This is a genomic window from Ruegeria sp. A4, from assembly GCF_056543025.1.
Genome location: NZ_JBQGAW010000001.1, coordinates 733,628 through 758,954, shown reverse-complemented (window position 1 = coordinate 758,954; position 25,327 = coordinate 733,628). Strand labels below are relative to the sequence as shown.

Here is a 25,327-nt window from a genome sequence, read left to right as displayed (position 1 = left end):
CTTACCGGCGCCGTGATTCCAATGCGTTCAGTTGTCCGACCACGCGGACCAGCCGAATACCTTCCAGTTCCTGCTTCGAGACGTTGATGGCGTCCGATACCATCCGGGTACGCTCCGACCCTTGCGGCGTCTCATAGCTGGGGTAGGTCACGCGGAACACGAATTCCAAAGTTCCGTTCTTCTGGTTTTCTTCCTTTTCAACAGGAACCAGACGCGCGTTGAATGCCCCCTGTCGTACAGCCGTGCCAGACGCATAGATGATCGCGCCGGTGGGGGTTGGGTCGATGCGCAACTCGTCGATCTGACCAATTGGAATGCTGGTGTCTTCGGCATCGGGGCGGGAAAACAGGCCGGTTCCTCCGCCTTGCTTCGGAACCAGTGCGTCGGCGGCATTTGGGTCGGGCGGTGTTTCGGCTTCGACAGATCTGCTGGATCCGAACCAGTTTGAAGGGTTCACCCGAGAGTCACGCCAGCTGCTGCATGCAGTCAGGGTCAGCGTGGCGATGATGAGAACGGACAGAGATTTTTGCATGGACCCACAGACTTTCACACGAGTTCAGGCAATGGGTTAGCGCATATTCTTCGCGTTGAAAAGCCACCGCGGGGGCTGGACAGTGGCGGGTCACCGGCTTAGGTCACAATTGTGAATGCAACCAAAGGATCACCGCATCATGGCCACGCCCGCCTTTGAAGAGATTGTCGAGGATTTCGAGTTTCTCGAGGATTGGGAAGACCGGTATCGCCATGTCATCGAGCAGGGCAAGGCGATGGAGCCGTTGGACGACGCATTCAAGGTTCCGGCGACAAAAGTGCATGGATGCGCCAGTCAGGTCTGGCTGCATCCGATGATTGAATCCGGCGTCTTCAAGTTCGATGGTGACAGCGATGCACTGATCGTGCGCGGTCTGATCGCTGTTCTTCGGTCCTTGTACAACGGTTTGCCCGTGGGCGAAGTTCCCAAAGTCGATGCGGGGGCGGAACTGGCACGCCTTGGCCTGAACGACCACCTGTCCGCCCAGCGCTCAAACGGCCTGCGGTCGATGATCGAACGCATCCGGCAGGTCGCACAGGAAAACGCCTGACCTCATCCTGGGCGGTTTGCCCAGTCCGACAGCGTGTTTTCCAGATCGCCGTAACCGGTGAACCGGCGTTCGAATTCAAGCCCCATCCGGTCTGCGCATTCGCGCGCGCGTTCCGTCAGCTCTGGGCTGTCGATCTGGGCCTGATAGACAAGTTTGGTGTAATTGCCGAAATACATGTCACGCAGTTCCGGGTGGCGGTCCAGGCCCAGTGGTTTCCAGACAAAGGCGTCGAATTGCCGGGCCAGGAAATCTGTCAGATAGAACGCGGTTGTTTCGTCTTCTCCGCGGTCTTGAAAGGCCTGATTTCCTTCGAAGAAGGAATAGCAATGGGGACCCTTCACCATTTCGACCCCAAGTTTCTCGCAGGCGGCCTGAAGCAGACCCCCGGTGCCGCAATCGGCGTAAACGATGTAGATCTTGTCAAAATCGCCTTGATGCTTGGCCACGGCGTCTTCCACGGCCTGGGTGATCCGTTCCGGGTGAACGTGCAGGATCGCCGGCAGGCAGGTCAGAGCCATGTGATCCCAGCCATTTCGTGTTTTGATGTCCAGTATTTCGCGCGCAAGAGCGCCGCAGGCAATCAACAGGATGCTTCCCTTGCCCGTATCGTCATAGCCCTTCGTGGTCAGGCTTGCATCATCTGGCAGGGATTCGTTTGACATCACTTGGCATCCTCCGGGGCTTTTGCCATAGGAGGACGATTGGGGCCGTTGGGCAAGCCCCGATCCGACATCTCATGTCAGGCCGCCGACGCATGCGCTTCGAACGCGGTCAGCAGGGGCCGGGCCAGCGGGCCGTACGCGGCAACACCGTTCAGCGACAGTTCCGGAAACAGCGACAGGATTTCTTGCCGTGCGGCAGACCCGAGACTGTCCCAGATTTGCGCGCCGGGATGAAAGCTCTCGCTCAGGCAATCTTCGGCCCAGAGCAGCTCATGCCGGTCGAACAGCAAATGGATGTAGGTCACCACCCCTCCGGGTCGCAGTATGATGTCGGACCCGTTCACGAGATGTTTGGCAGGCGCCAGGGCTTCGCGATGTCCGGTGTGCAGCTCGAGACGCCAATGCCCAATCAGCATGCGGTGCTGTTGCGACACCAGAAGGTCGCGCGTGTTTCCGATGGTGCCCGCTTTGAAAAGAACAGGCGCATGCGAACCCGTTGCCTTGACGGTTCGCCGCCCCATCCAACGCAGGGGTTGCAGCCCATGATCATGGGTTTCAATCCGGTCGCCGACGGACAGGGTTTCAATCGGTCGCGCGCCTTGCTCGGTGCGGATCATCGTTCCGGGGGTAAAGCAGGGCACCAGATCCCAATCTTCACGGCGGGATGTCAGGCCTGAATACCGGTTTCCGGCAAGGCTGTTGAGCGTGATCGAGCGGACAGGGCCAGCCTCCAAGGCGGATTGGTCCGAATTGTCCGAGAATTCCGGCATCAGATAGGTGTTGCCATCCACATCCTGCGCCACAACTGCGGAAATCCTGGCAGTTGATCCGTCAAAATAGGTGATCGTGGCGTTGTAGACCGAAGTGCCATCGAATGTCTGAGGCGGCCCGTCATCGATCGAAAACCGATCATTGGCCGACATGTTGTTCATGTCGTAATACGAACCCGGATTGCCGACCGGGCTCCAGGTGACGCTGTTGTGAGCCAACGGATCGTCGGACCCGCCGAAGGTTTTCCCCACAAGCGCCGAAGCGTTTTCAGCTGTGTTGTTGCCTTCGAAACTGTCGATATCGACAAGTTTGCCGAGCGAGATGGCCGTGAACGTAGTCGGCACGAGACCCCCTGAGGATGTGGATGCCTCGTTCTTTTAGACCTGCTTTGGTTTAAAATTGGATAATCCGGATCGTCCGGTGACAAGGCGCTTCAGAATCGAAAAGGCCGCCCGGATCGGACGGCCTTTCAATCAGTATTGTTCGGGTCTTAGCCAGCCAGTTGATTGTGCTTGCGGCCCACGAATTCCTTGGCGGTTTCCACTGCAACAGCTGCGTCGCGGCAATAGGCATCCGCGCCGATGGCTTTGCCGAACTCTTCATTCAGGGGCGCGCCGCCGACCAGAACGATGTAATCGTCGCGGACGCCCTGTTCGACCATCGTGTCGATGACCACTTTCATGTAAGGCATCGTAGTGGTCAGCAGGGCCGACATGCCCAGAATGTCGGGTTGTTCGTTTTCCAGTGCTTCCAGGTAGTTTTCGACCGGGTTGTTGATGCCCAGATCGACAACTTCGAAGCCGGCGCCTTCCATCATCATCGAAACAAGGTTCTTGCCGATGTCGTGGATGTCACCCTTCACGGTGCCGATGACCATCTTGCCGACGCGCGGTGCACCGGTTTCGGCCAGCAGCGGCTTGAGAATGGACATGCCGCCTTTCATGGCGTTTGCGGCCAGCAGAACCTCGGGGACGAAAAGGATGCCGTCGCGGAAGTCATGGCCTACGATGGTCATACCGCCAACCAGAGCCTTGGTCAGGATGTCATAAGGTGTCCATCCGCGTTCCAGCAGGATGTTGGTACCTTCTTCGATCTCTTCCTTCAGGCCATCATAGAGATCGTCGAACATCTGCTCGACCAGTTCGTCGTCATTTAGTTCGGACAGGACGATGTCTTCTTCGTCGGACATGGGGTATTCCCTGTGCTGGGCGGGCCATCGACCCGTGGTGGCATTTTTTCCGTTTTGGCCAAAACGTCGCATCGTGACTGTGACGATTGCGACGTCGGTCGTTTCGGGACCGACCTATAAGCCAAAAAATGGGGGGGCTCGATAGAAAAGTCTGCAAGATCATCCTGCAGACTCTTCAACTAAATTCAATCCAACGAAGATTTGGCGGGGGTTGCGCCAAATCGGCGACAGGCCTATGTTTGTGCGAGAACAAAGAAAGAACATACTGACATGAACATCGCGCGGACGATCAAGGCAAGAGGAACAACGACGAACGAAGCTGGTCGGTTTGAACGCTTTGCCACCACGCCCGCCGAAGACGGGTGGGACATAGCAGAAGAATTGCCGCCGCTGCGTACCGAGACAAGCGAAGAGGTTGCGCGCAGCGCTATTACTTATAACCGATCCCCTGACTTGCCCTTCGATCGGTCGATCAACCCGTACCGGGGATGTGAACATGGCTGCGTTTACTGTTTTGCGCGGCCCAGCCATGCGTATCTTGGGCTATCGGCAGGATTGGATTTCGAAACCAGCCTGATCGCTCGACCCAACATGGGGCGTGTTCTGCGTAAGGAATTGTCCGCCAGATCCTACAAAGTCGCGCCGATTGCAATTGGTACGAACACGGACCCGTATCAGCCGATTGAGAAAAAGCACATGATTACAAAGTCATGCCTTGAGGTTTTGAGTGAGTTCAACCACCCGGTCGTGATCGTCACCAAGGGTACCCTGATAGAGCGGGATCTGGTGTTGCTTGCCGACATGGCAGGCCGGGGGCTGGTGCGGGTTGGTATTTCGCTGACAACGTTGGATGCAGAATTGTCCCGCCGGATGGAACCACGGGCGCCGTCGCCCCTTCGGCGGTTGCGCGTGATCCAAACGCTGGCGGAAGCGGGCGTTCCGGTGCGTGTCATGACGTCACCCATCGTGCCGGGGCTGACGGATCATGAACTGGAAAGCCTTCTGGAGGCCGGGAAAGAGGCTGGTGCGGATGCCGCAAGCTGGATCATGTTGCGCCTGCCGCGCGAGGTCTCGCAGCTCTGGCAGGGCTGGCTTGCCGATCATGAGCCGTCGCGGGCGGAAAAGGTCATGTCCAAACTGCGGGAAATGCATGGGGGGCGAGATTACGATCCGCGTTGGGGGCACAGAATGCGGGGCGAGGGTGAGTATGCCGGGATCATCGCTCAAAGGTTCTTGAAGACCTGCAAACGTCTGGGGCTGTCCAAAAAATCGGCCCCGTTGCGTTGCGACTTGTTTGCGGTGCCGCCGCAGCCCGGGGATCAGCTGAGCCTGTTTTGAGGTCATGCGCCCCGGCTTGTCCGGTGCTGTCTTGCGCGGGAAAACACCGGGTCTTCGCGCTCTCATTGCTTCAGCCCAAACAAAAAGACCCCGGCAGTACCGGGGCCTTCGAAACAGATTGACGTGAGGCGCGTATCAGCGATTTTCGATATCCACGTAATCGCGCAGCGTTTCACCCAGGTACAGCTGACGCGGGCGGCCGATTTTGTTTTGCGGATCGGCGATCATCTCTTTCCACTGGCTGACCCAGCCAACAGTGCGTGACAGGGCGAAGATCGGCGTGAACATCGAGGTCGGGAAACCCATCGCTTCGAGGATGATGCCCGAGTAGAAGTCGACATTTGGGAACAGCTTTTTATCGGCGAAGTACGGGTCTTCCAGCGCTTCGCGTTCCAGTTCCTTGGCAACCTGCAATTTCGGGTTGTCTTCAACGCCCAGCAGATCAAGAACTTCGTCTGCCGATTGCTTCATCACTTTGGCGCGCGGGTCGAAATTCTTGTAAACGCGGTGACCAAAGCCCATCAGGCGGAACGGATCGTTCTTGTCTTTGGCGCGGGCAATAAACTCGGGGATGCGATCAACGGTGCCGATCTCTTCCAGCATCTCCAGGCAGGCCTGATTTGCGCCACCATGTGCCGGACCCCAAAGGCAAGCGATGCCGGCGGCGATACAGGCAAACGGGTTTGCCCCCGAGGACGACGCCAGACGCACGGTCGATGTCGAGGCATTCTGTTCGTGATCTGCATGCAGTGTAAAAATGCGGTCCATGGCGCGGCTGAGGATCGGGTTGACCTCATATTCCTCGGCAGGAACGCTGAAACACATGCGCAGGAAGTTCGAGGCATAGTCCAGATCGTTGCGCGGATACACGAAAGGCTGACCGGTGTGGTACTTGTAGGCCCATGCAGCAATAGTCGGCATCTTGGCGATCAGGCGATGCGATGCGATTTCACGCTGCTGCGGGTCCGAGATATCCGTTGAATCGTGATAGAAGGCCGACATCGCGCCGACAACGCCGACCATGATGGCCATCGGGTGCGCGTCGCGGCGGAAACCGCGATAGAAATACTGCATCTGCTCGTGCAGCATGGTGTGGCGAGTGATCGTGGTCTCGAATTTCTCAAGATCCTTTGCCGCCGGCAGTTCTCCGTACAGCAGAAGATAGCAGACTTCGAGGAAATGCGATTTCTCGGCCAGTTGGTCGATCGGATAGCCCCGGTGCAGCAGTTCGCCTTTTTCGCCGTCGATATAGGTGATGGTGCTGTCGCAGCTTGCGGTCGAAGTGAACCCGGGATCGTAGGTGAAGACGCCGGCCTGACCATAAAGCTTGCGGATATCAATGACATCCGGACCAGCGGTCGGAGAATGAACAGGCAACTCATACTCTTTGCCGTGAACGGTCAGAGTGGCTGTTTTGTTGCTTTCGGTCATGGTTGTCCCTTCTTCATTCATGCGCACGCCAGAGATACCTCCGGTGATACGGGCAATGACTGCGCGTGGACGCGCAGTCCGGGTGTTAGCGGAGCAGCGTTACCCGTTTATGAAGCTTGGGTTATTTCGCTGCTTCAGAAAGCCGCGCCAGGGTTTCTTCCCGTCCCAGCACAAGCATCATGTCAAAAACCGAAGGCGTAACGGCCCGACCCGCCAGGGCGGCCCTCAGCGGACCGGCCAGCTTGCCGAACTTGAGCTCCTTTGACTCGGCAAAGGAATTCAGTGCCTCCTCCAGTTCGTTCCGCGACCAGCTAGCATTTTGCAGATGCGGCGTCAATTCCGTCAGTATACCATCGGATACAGTTGCCAGTGCCTTTGCCGCCTTTTCATCCGGAACGATCGGGCGGTTTGTCAGTGCAAAATGAGCCTTTTCAAGCAGTTCCGGGAAGGTGCGCGCCCGGTCCTTGAGGCAATACATCGCACGTTCCAGATCACTGGATTGTGTTTCAGTAAAGGGCGGAAGGTCTGCTGCGGCCAGATATGCTTCGATCTCTTGCCGCAGTGCAGCATCATCCGAGATTGCGATATGCTGTCCACACAGGTTTTCAAGCTTTTTCAGATCGAACCGTGCAGGGCTTTTGCCGATCCCGTCCAGATCGAACCAGTCCTTTGCCTGCGCATCCGTGAAAAACTCATCGTCGCCATGACTCCAGCCCAGCCGGGCCAGGTAATTGCGCATCCCGGCTGCGGGATAGCCCATGGCCTGATACTCCTGCGCTCCAAGAGCACCATGGCGCTTGGACAGCTTCTTGCCGTCCGGCCCGTGAATCAGCGGGATATGCGCCCAGACCGGAACGTCCCAGCCCATGGCTTCGTAGATCATCATTTGCCGCGCGGCGTTGTTGAGGTGATCGTCGCCGCGGATGACATGGGTGACACCCATGTCGTGATCGTCGACAACGACTGCCAGCATGTAGACGGGTGTTCCGTCCGAGCGCAGAAGAATCATGTCGTCCAACTGGTCATTGCGGATGCTCACATCGCCCTGAACCTGATCGTGGATCACGGTCACCCCGTCCTGAGGCGCCTTGATGCGTATGGCAAAAGGTGCATCCGGATGTGTCGCAGGATCGGCGTCACGCCATGGGCTGCGGAACAGGGTTGATTTCCCTTCGCTGCGCGCCTGGTCCCGGAAAGCCGCGATTTCTTCCTGGGTCGAAAAACACTTGTAGGCTTTGCCCTCGGCCAGCAACTGATGCGCGACCTCGGCGTGACGGGCAGCCCCTTCGAACTGGCTGATCACATCACCGTCGTGATCAAGGCCAAGCCAGGCCATGCCCTGAAGGATCGCGGCGGTCGCCTCGGGTGTCGAACGTTCGCGATCGGTGTCTTCGATCCGCAGCAGGAATTTGCCGCCCCGACCACGCGCATACAGCCAATTGAACAATGCAGTGCGCGCGCCGCCGATATGCAGGAAACCGGTGGGCGAGGGGGCAAAACGAGTGACGACCTGTTCAGTCATGGTGAGGATTAACCTTTTGGTAACCGTATCTGGCTTAGTTTGAAGCCTGTCTAACGAGCCCGAAGGACGGGGGCAACCATGCGTGTTCTTGCACGGGTCGAGGCCGCGCTGCTGCACCAGACAGGTTACCTTTTCCCTTGGACGCCGGTTTTTCTGGCGACGGGGATTGGTCTTTATTTCGGCGTCCGCGTCGAACCGGATTGGTCAGTTTATGCCGGTCTTGTCTGTCTTGGAATCGCTCTTGTCGCCTTGCGCCGCCGGCTGCCACCGGGGGTGGGAACGTTGGCAATCGGGGGGGTGCTGATCGCTGCCGGTTTCATTCTGGCAGGCGTTCGCGCCCATATGGTGGCAGAACCGGTACTGTCGTGGCGATATTATGGCCCTGTCGAGGGGAGGGTCGTCGCCATGGATCGGTCTGCCTCGGATGCGTTGCGGTTGACGCTTGATCAGGTACGCATAGGGGATGTACCTCAGGAGCGCAGGCCGCAGCGCATCCGTCTTTCCGTTCATGTTCCAACGGGCGCAATCGCACCGGGGCAGCGTATTATGACCACGGGTCATCTTTCGCCGCCGCAGGGCCCGGTCGAGCCCGGAGGTTTCGACTTTCGCCGTCATGCCTGGTTTCAACGATTGGGCGCGGTCGGCTATACCCGCGTCCCGATCATGACCATCGCGCCAGCGACCGAGGGGATCGACGGCATTCGGGTCACTGCGATCCGCATGGCCATTTCGCAGCGGGTCAGGCAGATTCTGCCCGGTGAAATCGGTGGATTTGCCGCCGCCGTCACCACCGGAGATCGCAGCGGGATGGGGCAGGAGACGCTATCATCCTTGCGGGCGTCCAATCTGGCCCATCTGCTGGCCATTTCCGGGCTTCATATGGGGCTTCTGACAGGCTTCGTATTCGTCGCGTGTCGGTTGGGGCTGTCGTTGTGCCCCCCCGTGGCGTTGCGACTTCCGGTTCGGAAGGTGGCTGCTGTTCTCGCGCTTTGTGCCGCAACCCTTTATCTGTTGTTGTCCGGGGGCAACGTTGCAACCGAACGGGCCTTTGTCATGGTCAGCGTCATGCTGGGGGCCGTATTGATCGACCGACGCGCGATTTCACTGCGCGCGGTTGCTGTTGCCGCCGTAATCGTGCTGGTTCTTCGGCCCGAGTCGCTGCTGAGCCCCGGATTTCAAATGTCCTTCGCCGCAACCACAGCGTTGGTCGCCGTCTTCGGAGCGTTGCGAGAGATGGGCCCGATGCCCGGCCCAAACTGGCTGAAGCCCGTCGCCGGCGTGGTGATGTCATCGGCAATTGCAGGCCTTGCAACAGCCCCCATAGGTGCCGCGCATTTCAATACGATGTCCCATTACGGTCTGCTGGCCAACCTGCTTTCCGTTCCTGTTATGGGTCTTTTTGTCGTGCCCGCCGCCGTCGTTGCGGCGCTTCTGGCCCCGTTTGGACTGGAGGCAATTGCCCTGACCGTCATGGGGTGGGCGTTGCATTGGATCCTTACGGTTTCGGACTGGGTGTCGCACCTTGATGGCGCGCAGGGGTTTGTCGTCAGCCCGCCTTGGTACATCCTGCCCCTGGTCGCATTCGGCGCCTTGTGGATGGCCTTGTGGCAGGGACAAGCGCGGTGGGCCGGAGCAGTGCCTGTTGTCCTGGCATTTCTGCTTTGGAACTCGGGGCACAGACCGGATGTCCTGATCGCTGAAAACGGCGGATTGGTGGGGGTCATGACCGACAAGGGGCGGGCCCTCAGCAAAAGCAAAGGCAGCGGGTTTGTCGCCGGTGTCTGGCTTGAAAATGACGGAGACGGTGTTGATCAGATCGAGGCGGCGCTCAGATGGCCGGACAGCGACATCGTGCAACGATACCCGCTGAAGGGTTTTGAGATCATCCATATCACCGGAAAACGGGCGGCGCGGGCGTTTGATGAATGTCAGGAAAACCAGATCATCATCTCGGCTGTTGCGCTTGCCCTGCAAGGATCGTGCGGGGTGTTCGATCCGGAACGGTTGTACGAAACCGGCAGCCTGTCGGTTTCGAACGGAAAGCTGACCTCGAGCGCGGACATGACCGGCCATCGGCTTTGGTCCCCGAAACCTGCCGGGGACCGTCATTCCAAGCAGGCTCAATAGGTGCGGATGAGTCCGACCAACCGGCCCTGAACCTTGACCTTTTCTTCGGGCAGGACGCGCGTTTCATAAGCCGGGTTTGCAGCCTCGAGCGCGATTGCGTTGCCGCGGCGGAAGTACCGCTTGAGGGTCGCTTCCTGATCCTCGACCAAGGCAACCACGATGTCGCCGTTATCCGCGGTCGAGGTTTCCCGGATGACGACCACGTCACCGTCATTGATGCCAGCGTCGATCATCGAGTCGCCGCGAACTTCAAGCGCATAGTGCTGACCCTGTCCCGAAACCATGGGGCCGGGAACGGCCACGTGATGCGATACATGGCTGATTGCTTCAATGGGAACACCGGCTGCGATCCGGCCCATGACCGGCAGCTCGAGCGCGTCCACCGATACAGGCTCCACATTCGCAGGGCGCGGGCCCTTGGGCCGGTCGCCTTCGATCACACGTGGCGTAAAGCCGGCCGTCGGCTCGCCGCCAAGGCTTTCGGGCAATTTCACGATCTCGATGGCCCGAGCGCGATGGGCAAGGCGGCGGATAAACCCGCGTTCCTCCAATGCGGTGATCAACCGGTGAATGCCGGATTTCGATCGCAGGTCGAGAGCAGCCTTCATTTCATCAAAACTGGGCGGAACACCGTCCGCCTGCACGCGTTTGTGGATGAATTCCAGCAAATCCAATTGCTTCTTGGTCAGCATCGCTCACACCTCGTCGCTCATGCGTTTTCTTTTGTTCTACGCATGTTCACGTTTTGTGTCAACGAATTTGAGGGCAGGTCAGATCGGCAGGTATTCGACCATTTCCCCGATGTCGCGCGCCGGATCGTGTGGGGCGCGGACCAACAGCGCGTTGGACTGCGCCAATACGCTGAGAAGGGAACTGTCCTGATCTGCGCAAGCTTCGATACCGGCATCCGTCACCACGGCGCGCATGTAATGCTCGCGCGGGCCATTCTCGGGCAAAGGACCACTCAGCCGGGCTGTGCGGAAAGGCGGCAGCACCTGTTCAAGCCCCAGCATCCGGCGCACCATCGGGGCCAGAAACAGATAGCCGCATACCATAGCACTGACCGGATTGCCCGGCAACCCGACCATCGCCGCGTTGCCGATACGACCGGCCATCAGGGGTTTTCCGGGGCGCATTCGGATCTTGTAGAAGGATTGCTTCATCCCCAACCCCTGCGAGACGTCCGACACGAGGTCATAATCGCCAACCGACGCTCCGCCGATCGTCACGACCAGATCCGCCCCCTGCGCAAGACCAAAGGCCGTTTCAAGCGACGAAACAGTATCCCGCGCGATCGGAAGCACGCGCACCACAGCCCCCAATCCTTCGAGCATCGCCTTCAGACCAAATGTGTTCGATGCAATGATCTGATCCGGGCCGGGTTCTTCCCCCGGCATGACCAATTCATCACCAGTCGAGATGAGGGCGATCACGGGTTTGCGCGAAACCGGGACGCGAGGGATGTTCATCGCGGCCATCAAGGCCACATCTTCAGCGCGGATCAATCGCGGGGCCGATATGGACGTGCCAGCCTTGAAATCCACGCCAGCGGGTCGGATGTTCGTTTTGGCGCCGGGTGAGTCCGTGATCGTCAGAAGATCACCGCGGCGGTCCGTATCCTCTTGAATAACAATGAAATCCGCGCCCTCGGGCACAGGGGCGCCGGTATAGATGCGAACGGCCTGTCCGGGGCCTACAGTGCCCTCAAACCGACGCCCGGCGGCTGACTCGCCCACGACTTTGAACATGGCGTGCAGTTCGACCTCGTCAGATTTGACTGCATAGCCATCCATGGAAGAGGCGGCAAAAGGCGGCTGATCCCGCGTGGCCGTGACGTCCCGCGACAGAACGCGCCCTGCGGACTGGGCCAGTGGGACTTCTTCTGCCGGCAATGGCCCCACAAGATCGAACAACAGGGCGCGCGCCTCTTCGACAGTAATCATTTCGCCTCGTAACGCCCTGATTTGCCGCCATCTTTAAGCAGAACGCGAATGCCGCCTATCTCCATCGCCTTATCGACGGCCTTGGTCATGTCGTATACGGTCAAGGCGGCTGTCGATACGGCGGTCAGCGCTTCCATCTCAACCCCGGTCTGGCCCGAGGTCTTGACGGTGGCCTGGATTCGAACACCCGGCAAGTCCGGGTCAAGAGTCAGCTCGACGGCCACTTTGGTCACCGGCAAAGGATGACACAGCGGAATGAGGTCCGGCGTCTTCTTTGCGCCCATGATGCCGGCCAAACGGGCAATGCCCAGAACATCGCCTTTCTTGGCGCGACCTTCGGAAATGATTTCAAAGGTTTCCGGCGCCATCCTGATGTGACCCTCGGCAACTGCGACGCGATCTGTCACCTTCTTGTCCGAGACATCGACCATATGTGCCTGACCTTGGGCATCGAAATGGGTCAGTGGCATCACATCACTCCGGGGATCAGCGGGTTTGACAGGATATGGCGCGTTGCCGCTTCAACATCATCCTGGCGCATCAGGTTTTCTCCGATCAAGAAGCAGCGGGCCCCATAGCGGGCAATGTCCTTCAGATCGTCTGGTGTACCCAGTCCGCTTTCGCACACGATGGTGCGATCGGCGGGCACCAGCTTGGACAGGCGGCGCGTCGTGTCGAGCGTTGTCTCGAAGGTCTTCAGATTGCGGTTGTTGATACCGATCAGCGGGCTTTTCAGCTGTGCCGCGCGTTCAAGCTCTGCCTCGTCGTGTACTTCGATCAGAACATCCATTCCCCAATCGAATGCAGTGTCTTCCAGTTCAGCCGCCTGATCATCACTGACCGAGGCCATGATGATCAGAATGCAATCCGCCCCCAGGGCGCGTGCTTCGACCACCTGATACGGGTCGTACATGAAATCCTTGCGCAAAGCGGGCAGGGATGTCGCCTCGCGTGCTTGCGTCAAGTACTCTTTCTTGCCCTGAAAACTGGGGGTGTCGGTCAGGACGGACAAACATGTCGCGCCACCTTCTTCATAAGCCTTTGCAAGAACGGGCGGGTCGAAATCCGGCCGGATCAGCCCCTTGGACGGGCTGGCTTTCTTGATCTCGGCGATTAGGCCATAGCCTTGCCGCGAGGCGTTTTGCAGCGCATTGGCAAAGCCACGGGGTTCCGAGGCGGCCCGTGCCTCACCTTCCAGAGTTTCTAAAGATTTCCGGGCCTTGTCCGCCGCGACCTCTTCCAGTTTGTAGGCTTTGATTCTGTCCAGAACGGTTTCGGTCATGCGGCTTCCTGTGTCTTGGCGGCCAAGGCCGTGATTTTATTTTTGGCATTGCCACTGTCGATGCTTTCAGCAGCCATGGCCACGCCTTCGCGCAGATCATTTGCCGCTTCGGCGACGACCAGAGCGGCGGCCGAATTCAGCAACACCGCGTCACGATAGGCTGACGGGGCGCCATCCAGCAAAGCCCGGAACGCAACGGCGTTTTCCTCGGGCGAGCCACCGATGATGTCCTCGAACGGATGCACCGGAAGACCTGCGTCTTCGGGGTGCAGTTCGACCTCTTTCACAATCCCGTCTTCCAGAGCGGCGACCCAGCTGATGCCGGTGATCGTAAGCTCGTCGGTCCCGTCCGAACCATGCACCAGCCAGGCCCTGTCCGACCCCAGCAGGCCAAGCGTTTCGGCCATCGGGCGGATCAGGTCGCGGCTGAAGGCACCGGTCAATTGCCGTTTGACGCCGGCAGGGTTGGTCAGGGGCCCGAGAATATTGAAGATCGTACGCGTCCCCAATTCCTGCCGGGACGGCATCACATGGGCGATCGCAGGGTGGTGCATTGGCGCCATCATGAAGCCGATACCAACGTCTTTCAGCGCATTTTCAACGACTTGCGGGCCAACCATGACGTTGATACCCATCTGGCCCAATGCATCCGCCGCGCCGGATTTGGAGCTCAGGTTGCGATTGCCGTGTTTTGCGACCGTGACTCCGGCACCGGCCACGACAAAAGCGGTCGCGGTCGAGATGTTCAGGGTGCCTTTGCCGTCGCCGCCGGTGCCGACGATATCCATCGCCCCCTCGGGTGCGTTTACGGCATTGCATTTCGAACGCATCACGGCGGCTGCCGCGGCGTATTCATCGACCGTCTCACCGCGTGTCCGCATGGCCATCAGCAATCCGCCGATCTGGCTGGGCGTGGCTTCGCCATCGAACAGTATGGCAAAGGCTTTTTCGGCCTCGGCTCGTGTCAAAGGACGATCGGCAGCGGCTCCGATCAGCGGTTTCAGCGCGTCGCTCATGCCGGGACTTTCAGTTCTTGCAGGAAGTTTTTGAGAAGGGCGTGACCGTGCTCGGATGCGATGGATTCGGGATGGAACTGCACACCGTGGATCGGCAATTCCTTGTGCTGCAATCCCATGATCGTGCCGTCATCCAGCTCGGCCGTGATCTCCAGGCAATCGGGCAGGGTCTCGCGCTCGACCACCAGCGAATGGTAGCGCGTTGCCTCAAAGGGTGAGGGCAGACCGGCAAACACCCCCTTGCCGGTGTGCTTCACCGTGCCCATCTTGCCATGAACGATCTCGTGGCATCGAACGACCTTGCCGCCAAACACCTGGCCAATGGTCTGATGGCCCAGGCAAACCCCCAATAGCGGCGTTTTGGTTTCAGCGGCCGCTTCCGTCAGTGCCAGGCAAATCCCCGCCTGATCCGGATCGCAGGGGCCGGGGCTCAGCAGAATGCCGGCGGGGTTCATGGCCATCGCTTCCTGCACATCCAGCGCATCATTTCGGCGAATGACCATTTCGGCACCAAGTTCGCCTAAATAATGTACCAAATTGTAGGTAAACGAGTCGTAGTTGTCGATCAGCAGCAGCATTTGGGCACTTATCTTCGCTTGGGCATTTCGGGCTGGCGATGCAGCCCCGGGCCACGGTATAATGTCCGCACATACATGCTCAGGCTTGAGCGGCAGCGTCAAGAGGACATACCGTTTCTGACGCGTTCAATTGGCCGAGCGCCACACCAGATGGCGCAGAGCTGGACGAGGCAGAGGAAAGAGGCGAAAGGCAGGAAAATGGGCGGATTTTTCGGAGGAATGGTCGCGGGCGCGATCGTTGTTTTGATCTTGGGTGCGGTTGTGTCACTCAAGACGCCGATGGTGAATACCCCGGTTGTTGCAACCGAAGCACCGGCGCCGACGATTTCTGAAACGCCCGAGGCTCCGGCGGAAGTGGCAGACGCCGGTTCTGACGCCGATCTGGTGGAACTTGCCCCGCGTGCGCCAGAAGCCGCCGATGACGCCGGCGAGGATCTGGCCGATCTGTCGGGGCTGGAAACGTCAATCGATTCCCAGCCGGTTGTCGGCGCGGCAACGGACGCGCTGAACCAACCGGAAGCGGCCGGTGCAAATGAAGTGTCATTCGTGATCGAAGCACCCGCCGCCCTGCCAGAGCCAAGTCAGGTTCCCGCAATTCAGCCGGACGATGCGCTGCCTGCCGTCATTGATGAAACACCGGCCCCGCCGGCAGAGCCCGAGAACACCGAGGTGGCCGCGCTTGCGCCCGAACCAGACCCTCTGCCACGGGCCGCGCCAGAGCCGGAGCCAGATTCGACGGAAGCCGAAGAACAGAACCCCTTTGAAAACAGCCCGATTGCCGTGGAAGGGGATGAAGACACCATGCCTCGCGAACTTCCGCGCATCGCTGCGCTGCCCCAGATCGGGGGTGAGCAGAAAGCAAGTGCCAGCTCGATCATCGGAAAACGCGTCGTTCCGCTGACGGAACGGGATGATGAGCCCGTCGTGGAACAGGCCTCGGCCGAACAGCCGAAATCGACCAAGCCGATCGAGCGTTTTGCGGCAAAGTTCGAAAACCCCGAAGCCAAGCCGCTGATGTCCATCATTCTGATCGATGACGAGGGCGCATTCGGGTCCGAGGCGTTGCAGGACTTTCCCTATCCGATCAGCTTTGCCGTGAATCCATCGGATCCAGACGCGGCAGAAAAGATGGCCCGTCACCGCAAGGCCGGGTTCGAGGTGCTGGCCCTGGCGGATCTGCCCGAGGCCGCAAGCGCGCAGGACGCCGAGGTGTCGCTGTCGGTGTGGCTGGATACCCTGCCGGAAACGGTTGGTATTCTGGAGGGCGTGAACAGTGGGATTCAGGGCAATCGCAAACTGGCTGATCAGGTCGCCGCGATTGCTGCGGGAACCGGCCGGGGGCTGATTACGCAGGACAATGGGCTCAACACCGTGCAGAAACTGGCGGCGCGAAACGGAATTCCGTCCAGTGTCGTTTTCCGCGATATCGACGGCGCACGGCAGGATCCGAAAATCATGCGCAGATTCCTGGATCAGGCCGCGTTCCGTGCGGGTCAGGAAGGGGCAGTGGTCATGCTGGGACGCGTGCGTCCCGAGACGATTTCAGCCCTGTTGCTGTGGGGGCTGGAAGATCGGGGCAACCGCGTGGCAATGGCTCCGATCTCGGCCGTCATGATGAAACAGGTGCAGTGACCCGCGCAGAATGCAAAGAAAAGGGGCGGTGATCATCTGATCGGTCGCCCCTGTTTTTTTACCCGTTTCCGTTGCCGGTGAACCGGGCGGCATCTGCCGCCGCGCGCCGTATGGCGTTGGATTTATGAACAGTTTCCATAAACTCGGCTTCGGGGTCGCTGTCGTAAACAACACCACCACCGGCTTGGATATAGAGTTTCTGATCTTTCACGATGGCGGTACGCAGGGCAATACACATGTCCATGTCTCCGCCCGCGCTGAAATAGCCGACGCCGCCGCCGTAAACGCCGCGCTTTTCAGGCTCCAGCTCGTCGATGATCTCCATCGCGCGCACTTTTGGCGCGCCCGAGACCGTGCCTGCCGGCATACCGGCAAAGAATGCGTCCAACGCGTCTTTGTCTTCGGCCAGTTCGCCTACAACGTTTGATACGATGTGCATCACGTGGCTGTAGCGTTCGATGATGAACTCTTCGGTCGGACGCACGGTTCCGATCTTTGACACGCGACCGGTATCGTTGCGACCCAGATCCAGCAGCATCAGATGTTCGGCCAGTTCTTTCTTGTCGGCCAGCAGATCCAGCTCGTTCGCCTTGTCTTCTTCGGGCGTCGCGCCGCGTGGGCGCGTGCCTGCGATGGGGCGAATGGTGACTTCGTTGCCAAAGACACGCACCAGGATTTCGGGGCTTGCGCCCACCACCTGAAAACCGCCGAAGTTGAAGTAGAACATGAAGGGTGACGGATTCGTGCGCCGCAAGGATCGGTAGAGTGCAAAAGGCGGCAGCGGAAAATCCTGCGTCCAGCGTTGAGCCGGGACAACCTGAAAGATGTCACCCGCGCGGATGTATTCCTTGGCCTTTTCAACCGCCTCCATATAGCCGGATTTGGTGAAGTTCGACACCGGCGGGGCGACCTCGCGCGCGTCGCCCAGATCGCGGGTTTCCGCGGGCATGGCCCGTTCCAGGTCGCGGACCGCATCCATCACACGCTCAGCCGCCTGGGCATAGGCCGCCTTGGCCGATTGGCCGTCGCTGGCCCAGACGGGTGAAACCACCGTCACTTCACCCTTGACCCCATCCAGCACCGCGATGACAGACGGGCGCAGCATGATCGCATCAGGCAAACCCAGTGGATCAGGGTTCACATCCGGAAGGTGTTCCACCAGCCGAACCATGTCATAACCCAGATACCCGAACAGCCCGGCAGCGGCCTGTGGCAGGTCATCGGGCAATTCCATGCGGCTTTCGGCAAGAAGCGCCCGCAGATTGTCCATCGGGTTGCCATCTTGGGGCAAGAACGCCTCGGCATCGAAACGGGCCGAACGGTTCAGTTCCGAGGTTTCCCCGTGACAGCGCCAGACCAGATCAGGTTTCATGCCGATGATCGAATAGCGGCCACGAACCTCACCGCCTGTCACCGATTCCAGCATGAACGCATCTTTCTGCGCGCCCGTCAGCTTGAGCATCAGTGAAACAGGTGTGTCCAGATCGGCGGCCAGACGCGTATATACAACCTGGTTTTCGCCCGCCTCATAGGCGCGCGCGAAGGTTTCAAAGTCGGGTGTCAGGGCCATATCTGTCTCGTTTAAAAGCTCGCCTGCACGGCGTTCAGCGCCTGTTGATCCACCACGGGGCGCGCCCGGGTCTGGGCGTCACGTACGTAGGCGTTGAAAATATTTTGTGCCAGAGCCTGATCCATCTGCGAGCTCAGGGCATCACGCAACTGACGCAGTTCATCAGTATCCGCCGGCGGCAGGGTTTCATCCAGACGCACTATCCAAGCCGCACCATTACCCGAAACAACGCGCAGCTCACCCGGTTCCATCGCGAAAACTTCGTTCATGAAATTGGCTGGAACATCATCCAGAAACGCTGTGCGGGTCAGGGCATTTTCGACGCGGAAGGGCAGGCCGGTGGCTGCGAAATCACCGTCAGGTGCCAGTTGGTTCAGAATGGCATCTGCCTTTTCGCGCAGGGCTTTGTTGATCTCGGCCTGTTGCCAGGCCTCGGCGACACGGTCGCGCGCGCTCTCCAGCGGTTCCGGGCGACGCGGCAGAACCTCGTTTAGGCGCAGGGCAAAAATTGACCCGTCTTCGAGGAAGGCGATTTCAGGGAAATCCCCTTCCTGAACGGCTTCTGCGGCCGCTCGGAATCCGTCATAGGCCGCAACGCCTTCGTCGCTGTCACGAGTCCAGTCGATCTGACCCAGTTCCATTTCGGTTTCTTCCGCCAGTTCTTCCAGCGTGGCACCGCCCGCCAGCATATCGTTGATATCTTCGGATTGCGCCTCGATCAGACGACGGGCGCGTTCAGTCGCCAACTCTTCGCGAAGTGCCGGCTCGGCCTCTTCAAATGGAACAGTGTTCGCGGCCAGTGATCCGTTGACGCGGAACAGGGCCGGACCGAACACCGAAGGCAACGGGCCCACGACTGTGTCAAGCTCGGCCGCAAAAACAGCGTCCGCCGCTTCGCCCAGATCCTCACGCGTCACGTCGCCCAGATCAATGTCATTCAGTTCCAGATCGCGATCCCGAACCAACTGTTCGAACGTTGTGCCGCCAACCTCAAGCTGCGCCAAAGCGTCCTTGGCGGCCTGTTCGCTTGGAAAGTTCAGACGTTCGACCAGACGGCGTTCGGGCTGGTTGTATTCGTCGTTTCGTTCTTCATAGAGCTTGCGCAGCGCGTCTTCGTCGATGTCGACCGTGTCCACCAACATTGCAGGCGACAGAATCGCATAAGTCAGCTGCTTGGTGCGGGGCAGCATGAACTGGTCCCCATTGTCATCATAGAATGCCTGGATCTGTGCGTCCGTTGGTTCGGCCACAGGTGTATCCAGCGCTTCCGCTCCAACAGTTGCAACCGTAAAGCTGCGCCGCGCGCCGATATAATCGATCATCGTGTCCGTCAGCGTTGCCGGCATTTTCACGCCGCCCATGATTGCGCCCTGCACGATGGTTCGGGCGGATTCCTTGCGCAGATCGGATTCGAATTCGGAATCGGTCATGCCGACCTGTTCCAGCTGAAAGCGATAGGATTCACGGTCAAAAGTTCCGTTGACACCCTGAAATGCCGGGATCGAGATGATCTCTTGCTGAAGGTTCTCATCGCCGATGGAAATCCCAAGCTGACCGACCTCGTTGTCCAGCGCCGCCAAAGCGGTCAGGCGGACAAGGGCGTTTCGGTCCAGACCCAGGTCGCGGGCTTGCGACATCTGCAAAGGTTGCCCGGATTGTGCCTCTACCGCTCGGATCTCACGCTGCAATTCGCGCACGTAGTCGTCGACCGAGATGCTTTCGTCGCCGACTGTCGCAACTGTGCGGATCGTCCCGCTGAGGTTGACCGCGCCAAATCCCGCAAGGCCCAGCATCAGCAGGCCCATCAGAATCCAGACAAAGGTTTTCGAAAGACTTTTAGCGCCTGCGGCCATGATGCCCTCTTGTTTTTTCGGCAGAGTTCTGCCCTGTCGGTTGCGGCCCTGAATACGACGCACACCGCCGAGGGGCAAGCTTAGAAGGACAGGGCCTGCAAACGGTCGAACAATTGGCCCAGCCCGGCCCGATCCAGATTGGCAAAAGCAATGCGCACCTGCCGTTTTCCAGCCGGGTCATGATCCGGCATGAACATGGTTCCGGGCAACAGCAGCACGCCAGCTTCCTTGACCAGACGGCGCGCCAGCTCGTCGGACGGCATGTCGAACGGATGTTCGAGATAGGCAAAATAGGCGCCAAGCCCCAAAAGCCGCCACCCCCGGGCTTCAAGCGCCGGCATCCCTTCTGCAATGGCTGCGCGGCGGTCAAGAATTTCGTCACGCTCGCCGGCCAGCCATTGCGACAGGTTTTGCATACCCCACAACGCTGCGAACTGGCCGATCTGGCCCGGGCAAATGCCGACCGTATCCAGAAATTTCTCGACCTCGGCCAACAAGGCCGGGCTTGTTGCGACGGCACCCACCCTGTGACCCGTCAGACGATAAGCCTTGGAGAAAGAGTAAAGATGGATAAGCGTTTCGTCCCACCCGGGTTGCTGAAACAGATCATGCGGGGGGCCGCTGCGGCTGTCGAAATCGCGATAGGTTTCATCGACGATCAGGCGGATCCCGGTTTCACGGGCCAGGTTGTAGAAGGCTCTGACAAGTTCGGCAGGGTATTCGACGCCGCCCGGATTGTTGGGCGTGACCAGCGCAATGGCGCGTGTCTTGTCGGTAATCAATCCGCGTGCACGCTCTGGATCGGGCAAAAGATCATCGCCGGTCGGCAGGTCCACGGACTGTACTCCGGCCATATCCAGCCACATTTTGTGGTTGAAATACCATGGGGTTGGCAGAATGACCTCATCCGCTTCGCCGGTGATCGCCGATATAACGGCCGAAAACGCCTGATTGCAGCCCGAGGTGATGGCGATCCGAGGTGCGTCTACCTGCGCCGCATAGTGAGAACTGATCTGCGCCGCCAGTTCGGTGCGCAGATCGTCATTGCCCAATACCGGGCCGTAAAGATGCGCGCTGTCTTCGCGCACAGCAAACTCGGCCATAGCCTGCCGCAAGGCCAGCGGCGGCGGATCAACCGGGGCCGCCTGGCTTACGTTGATCAACGGGCGGTCGGATGGGAAGGCAACGCCCTCGACCCATCGGCGCGCCTCCATCACCGGAGGTGCGAATGTTGCGGCGGTACGGCTGAGCGTCATGAGCGGTCTACTAATCAGAAATCAATCGGTGCCGCGATACGGCTCGACATATTGAAGGGCCATATCCCATGGGAAGAAGATCCATGTGTCCTGGCTGACTTCGGTGATGAAGGTATCCACCATCGGGCGGCCCTTGGGTTTGGCGTAAACCGTCGCGAAATGGGCATTCGGGTACATGTCCCGAACCAGTTCCAACGTCTTTCCGCTGTCGACCAGGTCGTCGATGATCAGAATACCGGTTCCGTCACCCATCAGGTCGGCGTCCGGAGATTTCAGCACCTCTGCCTCACCCTGTTCCTGATGGTGGTATGAACGCACGCTGATCGTATCGACCGTACGGATGTCCAGTTCTCGGCTGACGATCATCGCAGGCGCCATGCCGCCGCGCGTGATCGCGACAACACCCCGCCAGTTGCCATCATCGGGACCTTGTCCGTCAAGACGCCAGGCCAGTGCTCGCGAATCGCGATGAATCTGGTCCCAGCTGATATGAAAGCCTTTTTCGTGGGGCAGGCGGTCCTTGGCGCTCATGTTCTTAACCTTTTTCCACGTCCGGGGCGTCAACTGCCTTCATGCCGACAATGTGATACCCCGAATCCACATGCAGATTCTCACCTGTGACACCGCTGGACAGATCCGACAGCAGGTACAGCGCCGAGTTGCCGACGTCATCAATCGTCACGTTGCGGCGCAGGGGCGAGTTATATTCGTTCCACTTCATGATATAGCGGAAATCGCCGATGCCGCTGGCGGCCAGCGTCTTGATCGGGCCGGCCGAGATCGAGTTTACGCGGATGGCATCCTTGCCCAGATCCTCAGCCAGGTACTTGACCGACGCCTCCAGCGCGGCCTTGGCGACGCCCATGACATTATAGTGCGGCATGACCTGCTCGGCGCCGTAGTAGGTCAGGGTCACAGCGCTGCCGCCCTCGGACATCATCTTTTCGGCACGCTGCATCACGGCTGTAAAGGAATATACCGACACATCCATCGTCAGTTTGAAGTTCGCGCGGCTGGTGTCGACATAGCGACCGCGCAACTCGTTCTTGTCAGAAAAGCCGATGGCGTGGACGACGAAGTCCAGCTTGCCCCATTTCTCTTCCAGTGCCGCAAAAAGCGCGTCGATGGATGCTTCGTCACTGACGTCGCAGGGCAGAACGATTTCGCTGCCCAATTGTGCCGCCAGCGGATCGACGCGCTTTTTCAAAGCCTCGCCCTGATAGGAAAAGGCCAGCTCGGCCCCGGCATTCGACAAGGCGCGGGCGATTCCCCATGCGATTGATTTGTCATTGGCCAGTCCCATGATGAGGCCGCGTTTGCCGGCCATCAACTGATTTGACATGTTCGGTTCTCCGCCTGTCTTCGCGTTATGTTGAGTTGGTTTATGCCATTGGTTGCGTTGCATCAAGGCCGTGCGCTCTTGCCCGCAGCGGGTTCTCGCCTTAGGTTCGTCGTTAATACTTTCCAGGGGATGGAAATGACCGAGCGTGATGGCATCTTTGCTGGCTCCGATCCGTTTGAAATAGCGGCCCGGTGGCTTGCCGAGGCTGAAGAAACCGAATTGAACGACCCGAATGCGATTGCGCTAGCAACCGTTGATCCGGATGGCTTGCCAAATGCACGCATGGTGTTGCTCAAGGAAATCGAAGCGGACTCGTTTGTTTTTTATACGAACTACGAAAGCGCCAAGGCCAAGGAACTGGATGCCGCCGGAAAAGCTGCATTTGTGATGCATTGGAAATCTTTGCGGCGTCAACTTCGTGTTCGTGGTACAATACGTCGTGAAAATGGGCCCCAAGCAGATGAGTATTATGCATCAAGGTCATTGAAAAGCCGACTGGGCGCGTGGGCTTCAAAGCAGTCTCAACCGCTTTCAAGCCGGGCAGCTTTGATGGCAGAGGTCGCGAAAGTGACGGCGAAACTTGGGCCAAATCCACCGCGTCCGCCGTTTTGGGGCGGGTACAGATTGACGCCCACCGAGATTGAGTTCTGGGCCGATGGAGCGTTCCGCTTGCATGACCGGTTCAGATGGCAACGAATTGAGCCGGGATCGGCATGGCATGTTGAAAGGTTGAATCCATGACGTTCACGTGTCGTGAAATGCAACAGGCAGAAAATAAACGATTTTTTCAGCTTGAATTTGCCTGCCATTCCCATAAACAACAAACCCTTAACGAACTGTTGAAATTCGCGATGGGAAAACCGTGCCAGAAGACCTGAACAACATGTACCGCGTCCGTGGACACGTAAAATGGTTCGACCCTGCCAAGGGTTATGGCTTTGTTGTATCCGAAGAGGGCGGCCCGGATATTCTGTTGCACGTGAATGTTCTGCGCAATTACGGCCAGAGTTCGGTTGCGGATGGCGCCAGCATTGAAATCATGACTCACCGCACGGACCGAGGGGTTCAAGCGGTCGAGGTCGTTGCGATTGATCCGCCGGCGCGGACCGACTCGATGATGCTTGCCGATTTCGCCGAGCTGGATCCGGAGGCTATCGCAAAGGCGCCGCTGGAAGCCGCACGGGTGAAATGGTTCGACAAAGGCAAGGGTTTCGGATTTGCCAATGTCTTTGGGCGAAATGAAGACGTATTCCTTCATATCGAGGTATTGCGCCGGTCGGGTCTTGCCGATCTGCAACCAGGTGAAGCTCTGGCCATGAGGGTGATCGACGGCAAGCGTGGTCGGATGGCCGCGCAGGTTCTGGCCTGGGAAGCGGCTTTGGATAGCTGAACCGGATGAAACGGCTTCGGATACTCTTGACCATATTCGTAACGTTGTGGGCAGGAGTTGCCGCTGCTGCTTGCAGATCGGATCGTGTCACACTCAGAAATGACAGTGCGACCGTGCAATTTAACGTGGAAGTCGCCGTTACTCCGCAAGAGCGATCCCGCGGTTTGATGTTTCGCGAATCGTTGCCGGCTCGATCCGGTATGCTGTTCGTCTTTGATCCGCCTCAACCCGTTGCTTTCTGGATGAAGAACACACTGATCCCGCTCGATATGGTTTTTCTCGATCGCACCGGTTTGGTGACGCGTGTGCATGAAGGGGCGATTCCGGGTGATCTTACGCCGATTGAAGGGGGCGATTCCGTATATGCGGTGCTTGAAATCAATGCAGGATTGTCCGCGCGCTACTCCATCGGGCCCGGGACACAGATGAAGCACGAAATTTTTTCGCAAGGACCTGCAATTTGGCCCTGTTAGGGCTTTTCAAATCAGATCGGCGTCGTTAGGAAGGCGCACGGTCCGGGGCGTGGCGCAGTCTGGTAGCGCACCTGTTTTGGGTACAGGGGGTCGTAGGTTCGAATCCTGCCGCCCCGACCACTTCCATCAAGCTAATTCGGCGAGCCACCCATTGTCTGGTAGAGCTCGCTGATGGCTTGATTCAAAACCTTACTTTCGACCGGAACTTCAACTGCCGCACCGGTTTTTTGCGGGACGTGGAAGAAAACACGCGCGTCCACGCGATACCCTGCGTTTGTTTTTGTTGACGTAAGTCGCATGACGCTTTGGGGCAGTTCCTGCGGATGTCCGTCGTAGTTCAGAATCAGAAAAGCTGTCGCCTTCGGGGGCAGGAACTCACTGCATTCAAAAACTTCGTTCCCGGTTTTTTTGAAAGACTCGCCAGGGCCCGAGCAACTGGTTTCAAAAGTATCGAACAGCCGTTTCGGGAAGGATTCAAACTGTGCGCTGCGTGACGGGATGGGCACATCTTGTGGTGCGCATGCAACGATGCAGGCCATGGCCGGGAAAAAATGAAACAACTTCATTCGCTTGAACTCCCTCGCTCTTGGGTAAACCGTTCGGCACATGGCGCAGGTCTGTTTGCCCGGACGGTATTGATTCCCTTTCAAGGTAACCAGCATGCCATTGGTTGATCAAATCCAGATAACTATGCTGGTAAAAACGGGAATTCACTTTGAGAGCGCAAAACGTCGGCGGAAATTCGCCGTGGATGAAGCTGTGGAGGAATCGCAGCCGGCACGCAGAAGGCCTCATGCAGCCATCAGGTCAATAAAAAAGATTTGGAAAATGACCGAAAAAGGGCGTTGACCTACTATGGGAACATACGTC

At 58.7% G+C, this 25,327-nt stretch carries 25 protein-coding genes and 1 tRNA gene; 8 read left to right on the top strand and 18 right to left on the bottom strand.

The genetic code is table 11. From position 1 onward, the window contains the following. Position 1 precedes the first annotated feature (1 nt). Positions 2-532 carry a hypothetical protein gene (locus ACR0E2_RS03750; protein WP_480445243.1) on the bottom strand — a complete coding sequence of 177 codons (531 nt, stop codon included), beginning with the start codon at positions 530-532 and terminating at the stop codon, positions 2-4. 139 nt (positions 533-671) lie between these two features. Here ACR0E2_RS03750 and ACR0E2_RS03745 point away from each other — a divergent pair, with 139 nt between their 5' ends. Further along, complete coding sequence (locus ACR0E2_RS03745) at positions 672-1,082, top strand: SufE family protein (protein WP_480445242.1); 411 nt, start codon at positions 672-674, stop codon at positions 1,080-1,082. A gap of 2 nt (positions 1,083-1,084) precedes the next feature. Here the strand turns inward: ACR0E2_RS03745 and ACR0E2_RS03740 are convergent, their stop codons facing one another. From ACR0E2_RS03740 to ACR0E2_RS03730, 3 genes are all read right to left on the bottom strand, one after another. Then, positions 1,085-1,744, bottom strand: coding sequence for a DUF1638 domain-containing protein (locus ACR0E2_RS03740; protein WP_480445240.1), 660 nt, complete (start codon positions 1,742-1,744; stop codon positions 1,085-1,087). A 77-nt stretch (positions 1,745-1,821) separates the two neighbouring features. Beyond that, on the bottom strand, positions 1,822-2,859 hold the full coding sequence (locus ACR0E2_RS03735; RefSeq protein WP_480445238.1) for a Hint domain-containing protein: 1,038 nt from the start codon (positions 2,857-2,859) through the stop codon (positions 1,822-1,824). A 146-nt stretch (positions 2,860-3,005) separates the two neighbouring features. After that, a complete protein-coding gene (locus ACR0E2_RS03730) occupies positions 3,006-3,704 on the bottom strand; it encodes a corrinoid protein (RefSeq protein WP_152458104.1) in 699 nt (232 codons plus the stop codon). A gap of 270 nt (positions 3,705-3,974) precedes the next feature. Between ACR0E2_RS03730 and ACR0E2_RS03725 the strand changes: the two genes are divergently transcribed. Continuing rightward, positions 3,975-5,042 (top strand): PA0069 family radical SAM protein, encoded by a 1,068-nt coding sequence (locus ACR0E2_RS03725; protein WP_480445236.1) that lies wholly within the window; start codon positions 3,975-3,977, stop codon positions 5,040-5,042. Between the two features lie 135 nt (positions 5,043-5,177). Here the strand turns inward: ACR0E2_RS03725 and gltA are convergent, their stop codons facing one another. After that, positions 5,178-6,473, bottom strand: coding sequence for a citrate synthase (gltA, locus tag ACR0E2_RS03720; RefSeq protein ID WP_171115733.1), 1,296 nt, complete (start codon positions 6,471-6,473; stop codon positions 5,178-5,180). A 121-nt stretch (positions 6,474-6,594) separates the two neighbouring features. After that, positions 6,595-7,995 (bottom strand): glutamate--tRNA ligase, encoded by a 1,401-nt coding sequence (gene gltX, locus ACR0E2_RS03715; RefSeq protein WP_480445235.1) that lies wholly within the window; start codon positions 7,993-7,995, stop codon positions 6,595-6,597. Positions 7,996-8,073: 78 nt separating this feature from the next. Between gltX and ACR0E2_RS03710 the strand changes: the two genes are divergently transcribed. Beyond that, positions 8,074-10,122, top strand: a complete 2,049-nt coding sequence (locus ACR0E2_RS03710; RefSeq protein ID WP_480445234.1) for a ComEC/Rec2 family competence protein — start codon at positions 8,074-8,076, stop codon at positions 10,120-10,122. Here the strand turns inward: ACR0E2_RS03710 and lexA are convergent. From lexA to ACR0E2_RS03680, 6 genes are all read right to left on the bottom strand, one after another. Beyond that, positions 10,116-10,814: a transcriptional repressor LexA gene (lexA, locus tag ACR0E2_RS03705; RefSeq protein ID WP_152458099.1), complete on the bottom strand. Its 699-nt coding sequence runs from the start codon at positions 10,812-10,814 to the stop codon at positions 10,116-10,118. The genes ACR0E2_RS03710 and lexA overlap by 7 nt on opposite strands. Before the next feature lie 78 nt (positions 10,815-10,892). Beyond that, positions 10,893-12,065, bottom strand: a complete 1,173-nt coding sequence (locus ACR0E2_RS03700) for a molybdopterin molybdotransferase MoeA (protein WP_480445233.1) — start codon at positions 12,063-12,065, stop codon at positions 10,893-10,895. Then, entirely contained in the window at positions 12,062-12,535 is a 474-nt protein-coding gene (gene moaC, locus ACR0E2_RS03695; RefSeq protein WP_480445231.1) for a cyclic pyranopterin monophosphate synthase MoaC, read from the bottom strand. Before moaC ends, ACR0E2_RS03700 begins: the two co-directional genes overlap by 4 nt. Further along, a complete protein-coding gene (trpC, locus tag ACR0E2_RS03690) occupies positions 12,535-13,347 on the bottom strand; it encodes an indole-3-glycerol phosphate synthase TrpC (protein ID WP_480445230.1) in 813 nt (270 codons plus the stop codon). The genes moaC and trpC overlap by 1 nt, the downstream gene beginning before the upstream one ends. Continuing rightward, positions 13,344-14,363 (bottom strand): anthranilate phosphoribosyltransferase, encoded by a 1,020-nt coding sequence (gene trpD, locus ACR0E2_RS03685; protein WP_171228257.1) that lies wholly within the window; start codon positions 14,361-14,363, stop codon positions 13,344-13,346. The genes trpC and trpD overlap by 4 nt, the downstream gene beginning before the upstream one ends. Beyond that, on the bottom strand, positions 14,360-14,941 hold the full coding sequence (locus ACR0E2_RS03680; RefSeq protein ID WP_171228258.1) for an anthranilate synthase component II: 582 nt from the start codon (positions 14,939-14,941) through the stop codon (positions 14,360-14,362). The genes trpD and ACR0E2_RS03680 overlap by 4 nt, the downstream gene beginning before the upstream one ends. Positions 14,942-15,139: 198 nt before the next feature. On the opposite strand from ACR0E2_RS03680, the gene ACR0E2_RS03675 reads away from it, so the two are divergent. Then, a complete protein-coding gene (locus ACR0E2_RS03675; protein ID WP_480445229.1) occupies positions 15,140-16,573 on the top strand; it encodes a divergent polysaccharide deacetylase family protein in 1,434 nt (477 codons plus the stop codon). Positions 16,574-16,631: 58 nt separating this feature from the next. Here the strand turns inward: ACR0E2_RS03675 and trpE are convergent, their stop codons facing one another. The 5 genes from trpE to fabI form a co-directional block, all read right to left on the bottom strand. Further along, the gene (gene trpE / locus ACR0E2_RS03670; RefSeq protein ID WP_480445228.1) at positions 16,632-18,143 is read right to left on the bottom strand and encodes an anthranilate synthase component I; all 1,512 of its coding nucleotides are present in this window, start codon (positions 18,141-18,143) and stop codon (positions 16,632-16,634) included. 11 nt (positions 18,144-18,154) lie between these two features. Beyond that, the gene (locus ACR0E2_RS03665) at positions 18,155-19,996 is read right to left on the bottom strand and encodes a peptidyl-prolyl cis-trans isomerase (RefSeq protein ID WP_480445226.1); all 1,842 of its coding nucleotides are present in this window, start codon (positions 19,994-19,996) and stop codon (positions 18,155-18,157) included. An 80-nt stretch (positions 19,997-20,076) separates the two neighbouring features. Further along, positions 20,077-21,252 carry an aminotransferase gene (locus ACR0E2_RS03660; protein ID WP_480445224.1) on the bottom strand — a complete coding sequence of 392 codons (1,176 nt, stop codon included), beginning with the start codon at positions 21,250-21,252 and terminating at the stop codon, positions 20,077-20,079. 21 nt (positions 21,253-21,273) lie between these two features. Then, positions 21,274-21,783: a xanthine phosphoribosyltransferase gene (gpt, locus tag ACR0E2_RS03655; RefSeq protein WP_152458089.1), complete on the bottom strand. Its 510-nt coding sequence runs from the start codon at positions 21,781-21,783 to the stop codon at positions 21,274-21,276. Positions 21,784-21,787: 4 nt separating this feature from the next. Continuing rightward, positions 21,788-22,594, bottom strand: a complete 807-nt coding sequence (gene fabI / locus ACR0E2_RS03650) for an enoyl-ACP reductase FabI (RefSeq protein WP_480445223.1) — start codon at positions 22,592-22,594, stop codon at positions 21,788-21,790. A gap of 135 nt (positions 22,595-22,729) precedes the next feature. Between fabI and pdxH the strand changes: the two genes are divergently transcribed. The 4 genes from pdxH (at position 22,730) to ACR0E2_RS03630 (ending at position 24,577) form a co-directional block, all read left to right on the top strand. Next, positions 22,730-23,335, top strand: a complete 606-nt coding sequence (gene pdxH, locus ACR0E2_RS03645) for a pyridoxamine 5'-phosphate oxidase (RefSeq protein ID WP_152459861.1) — start codon at positions 22,730-22,732, stop codon at positions 23,333-23,335. A gap of 142 nt (positions 23,336-23,477) precedes the next feature. Next, complete coding sequence (locus tag ACR0E2_RS03640) at positions 23,478-23,984, top strand: cold-shock protein (RefSeq protein ID WP_174829352.1); 507 nt, start codon at positions 23,478-23,480, stop codon at positions 23,982-23,984. A gap of 5 nt (positions 23,985-23,989) precedes the next feature. Continuing rightward, positions 23,990-24,457: a DUF192 domain-containing protein gene (locus tag ACR0E2_RS03635; RefSeq protein WP_152458086.1), complete on the top strand. Its 468-nt coding sequence runs from the start codon at positions 23,990-23,992 to the stop codon at positions 24,455-24,457. Between the two features lie 43 nt (positions 24,458-24,500). Next, positions 24,501-24,577: transfer RNA gene (locus tag ACR0E2_RS03630), tRNA-Pro, on the top strand. An 11-nt stretch (positions 24,578-24,588) separates the two neighbouring features. Here the strand turns inward: ACR0E2_RS03630 and ACR0E2_RS03625 are convergent. Then, complete coding sequence (locus ACR0E2_RS03625; RefSeq protein WP_254443822.1) at positions 24,589-25,119, bottom strand: hypothetical protein; 531 nt, start codon at positions 25,117-25,119, stop codon at positions 24,589-24,591. Between the last annotated feature and the right edge of the window lie 208 nt (positions 25,120-25,327).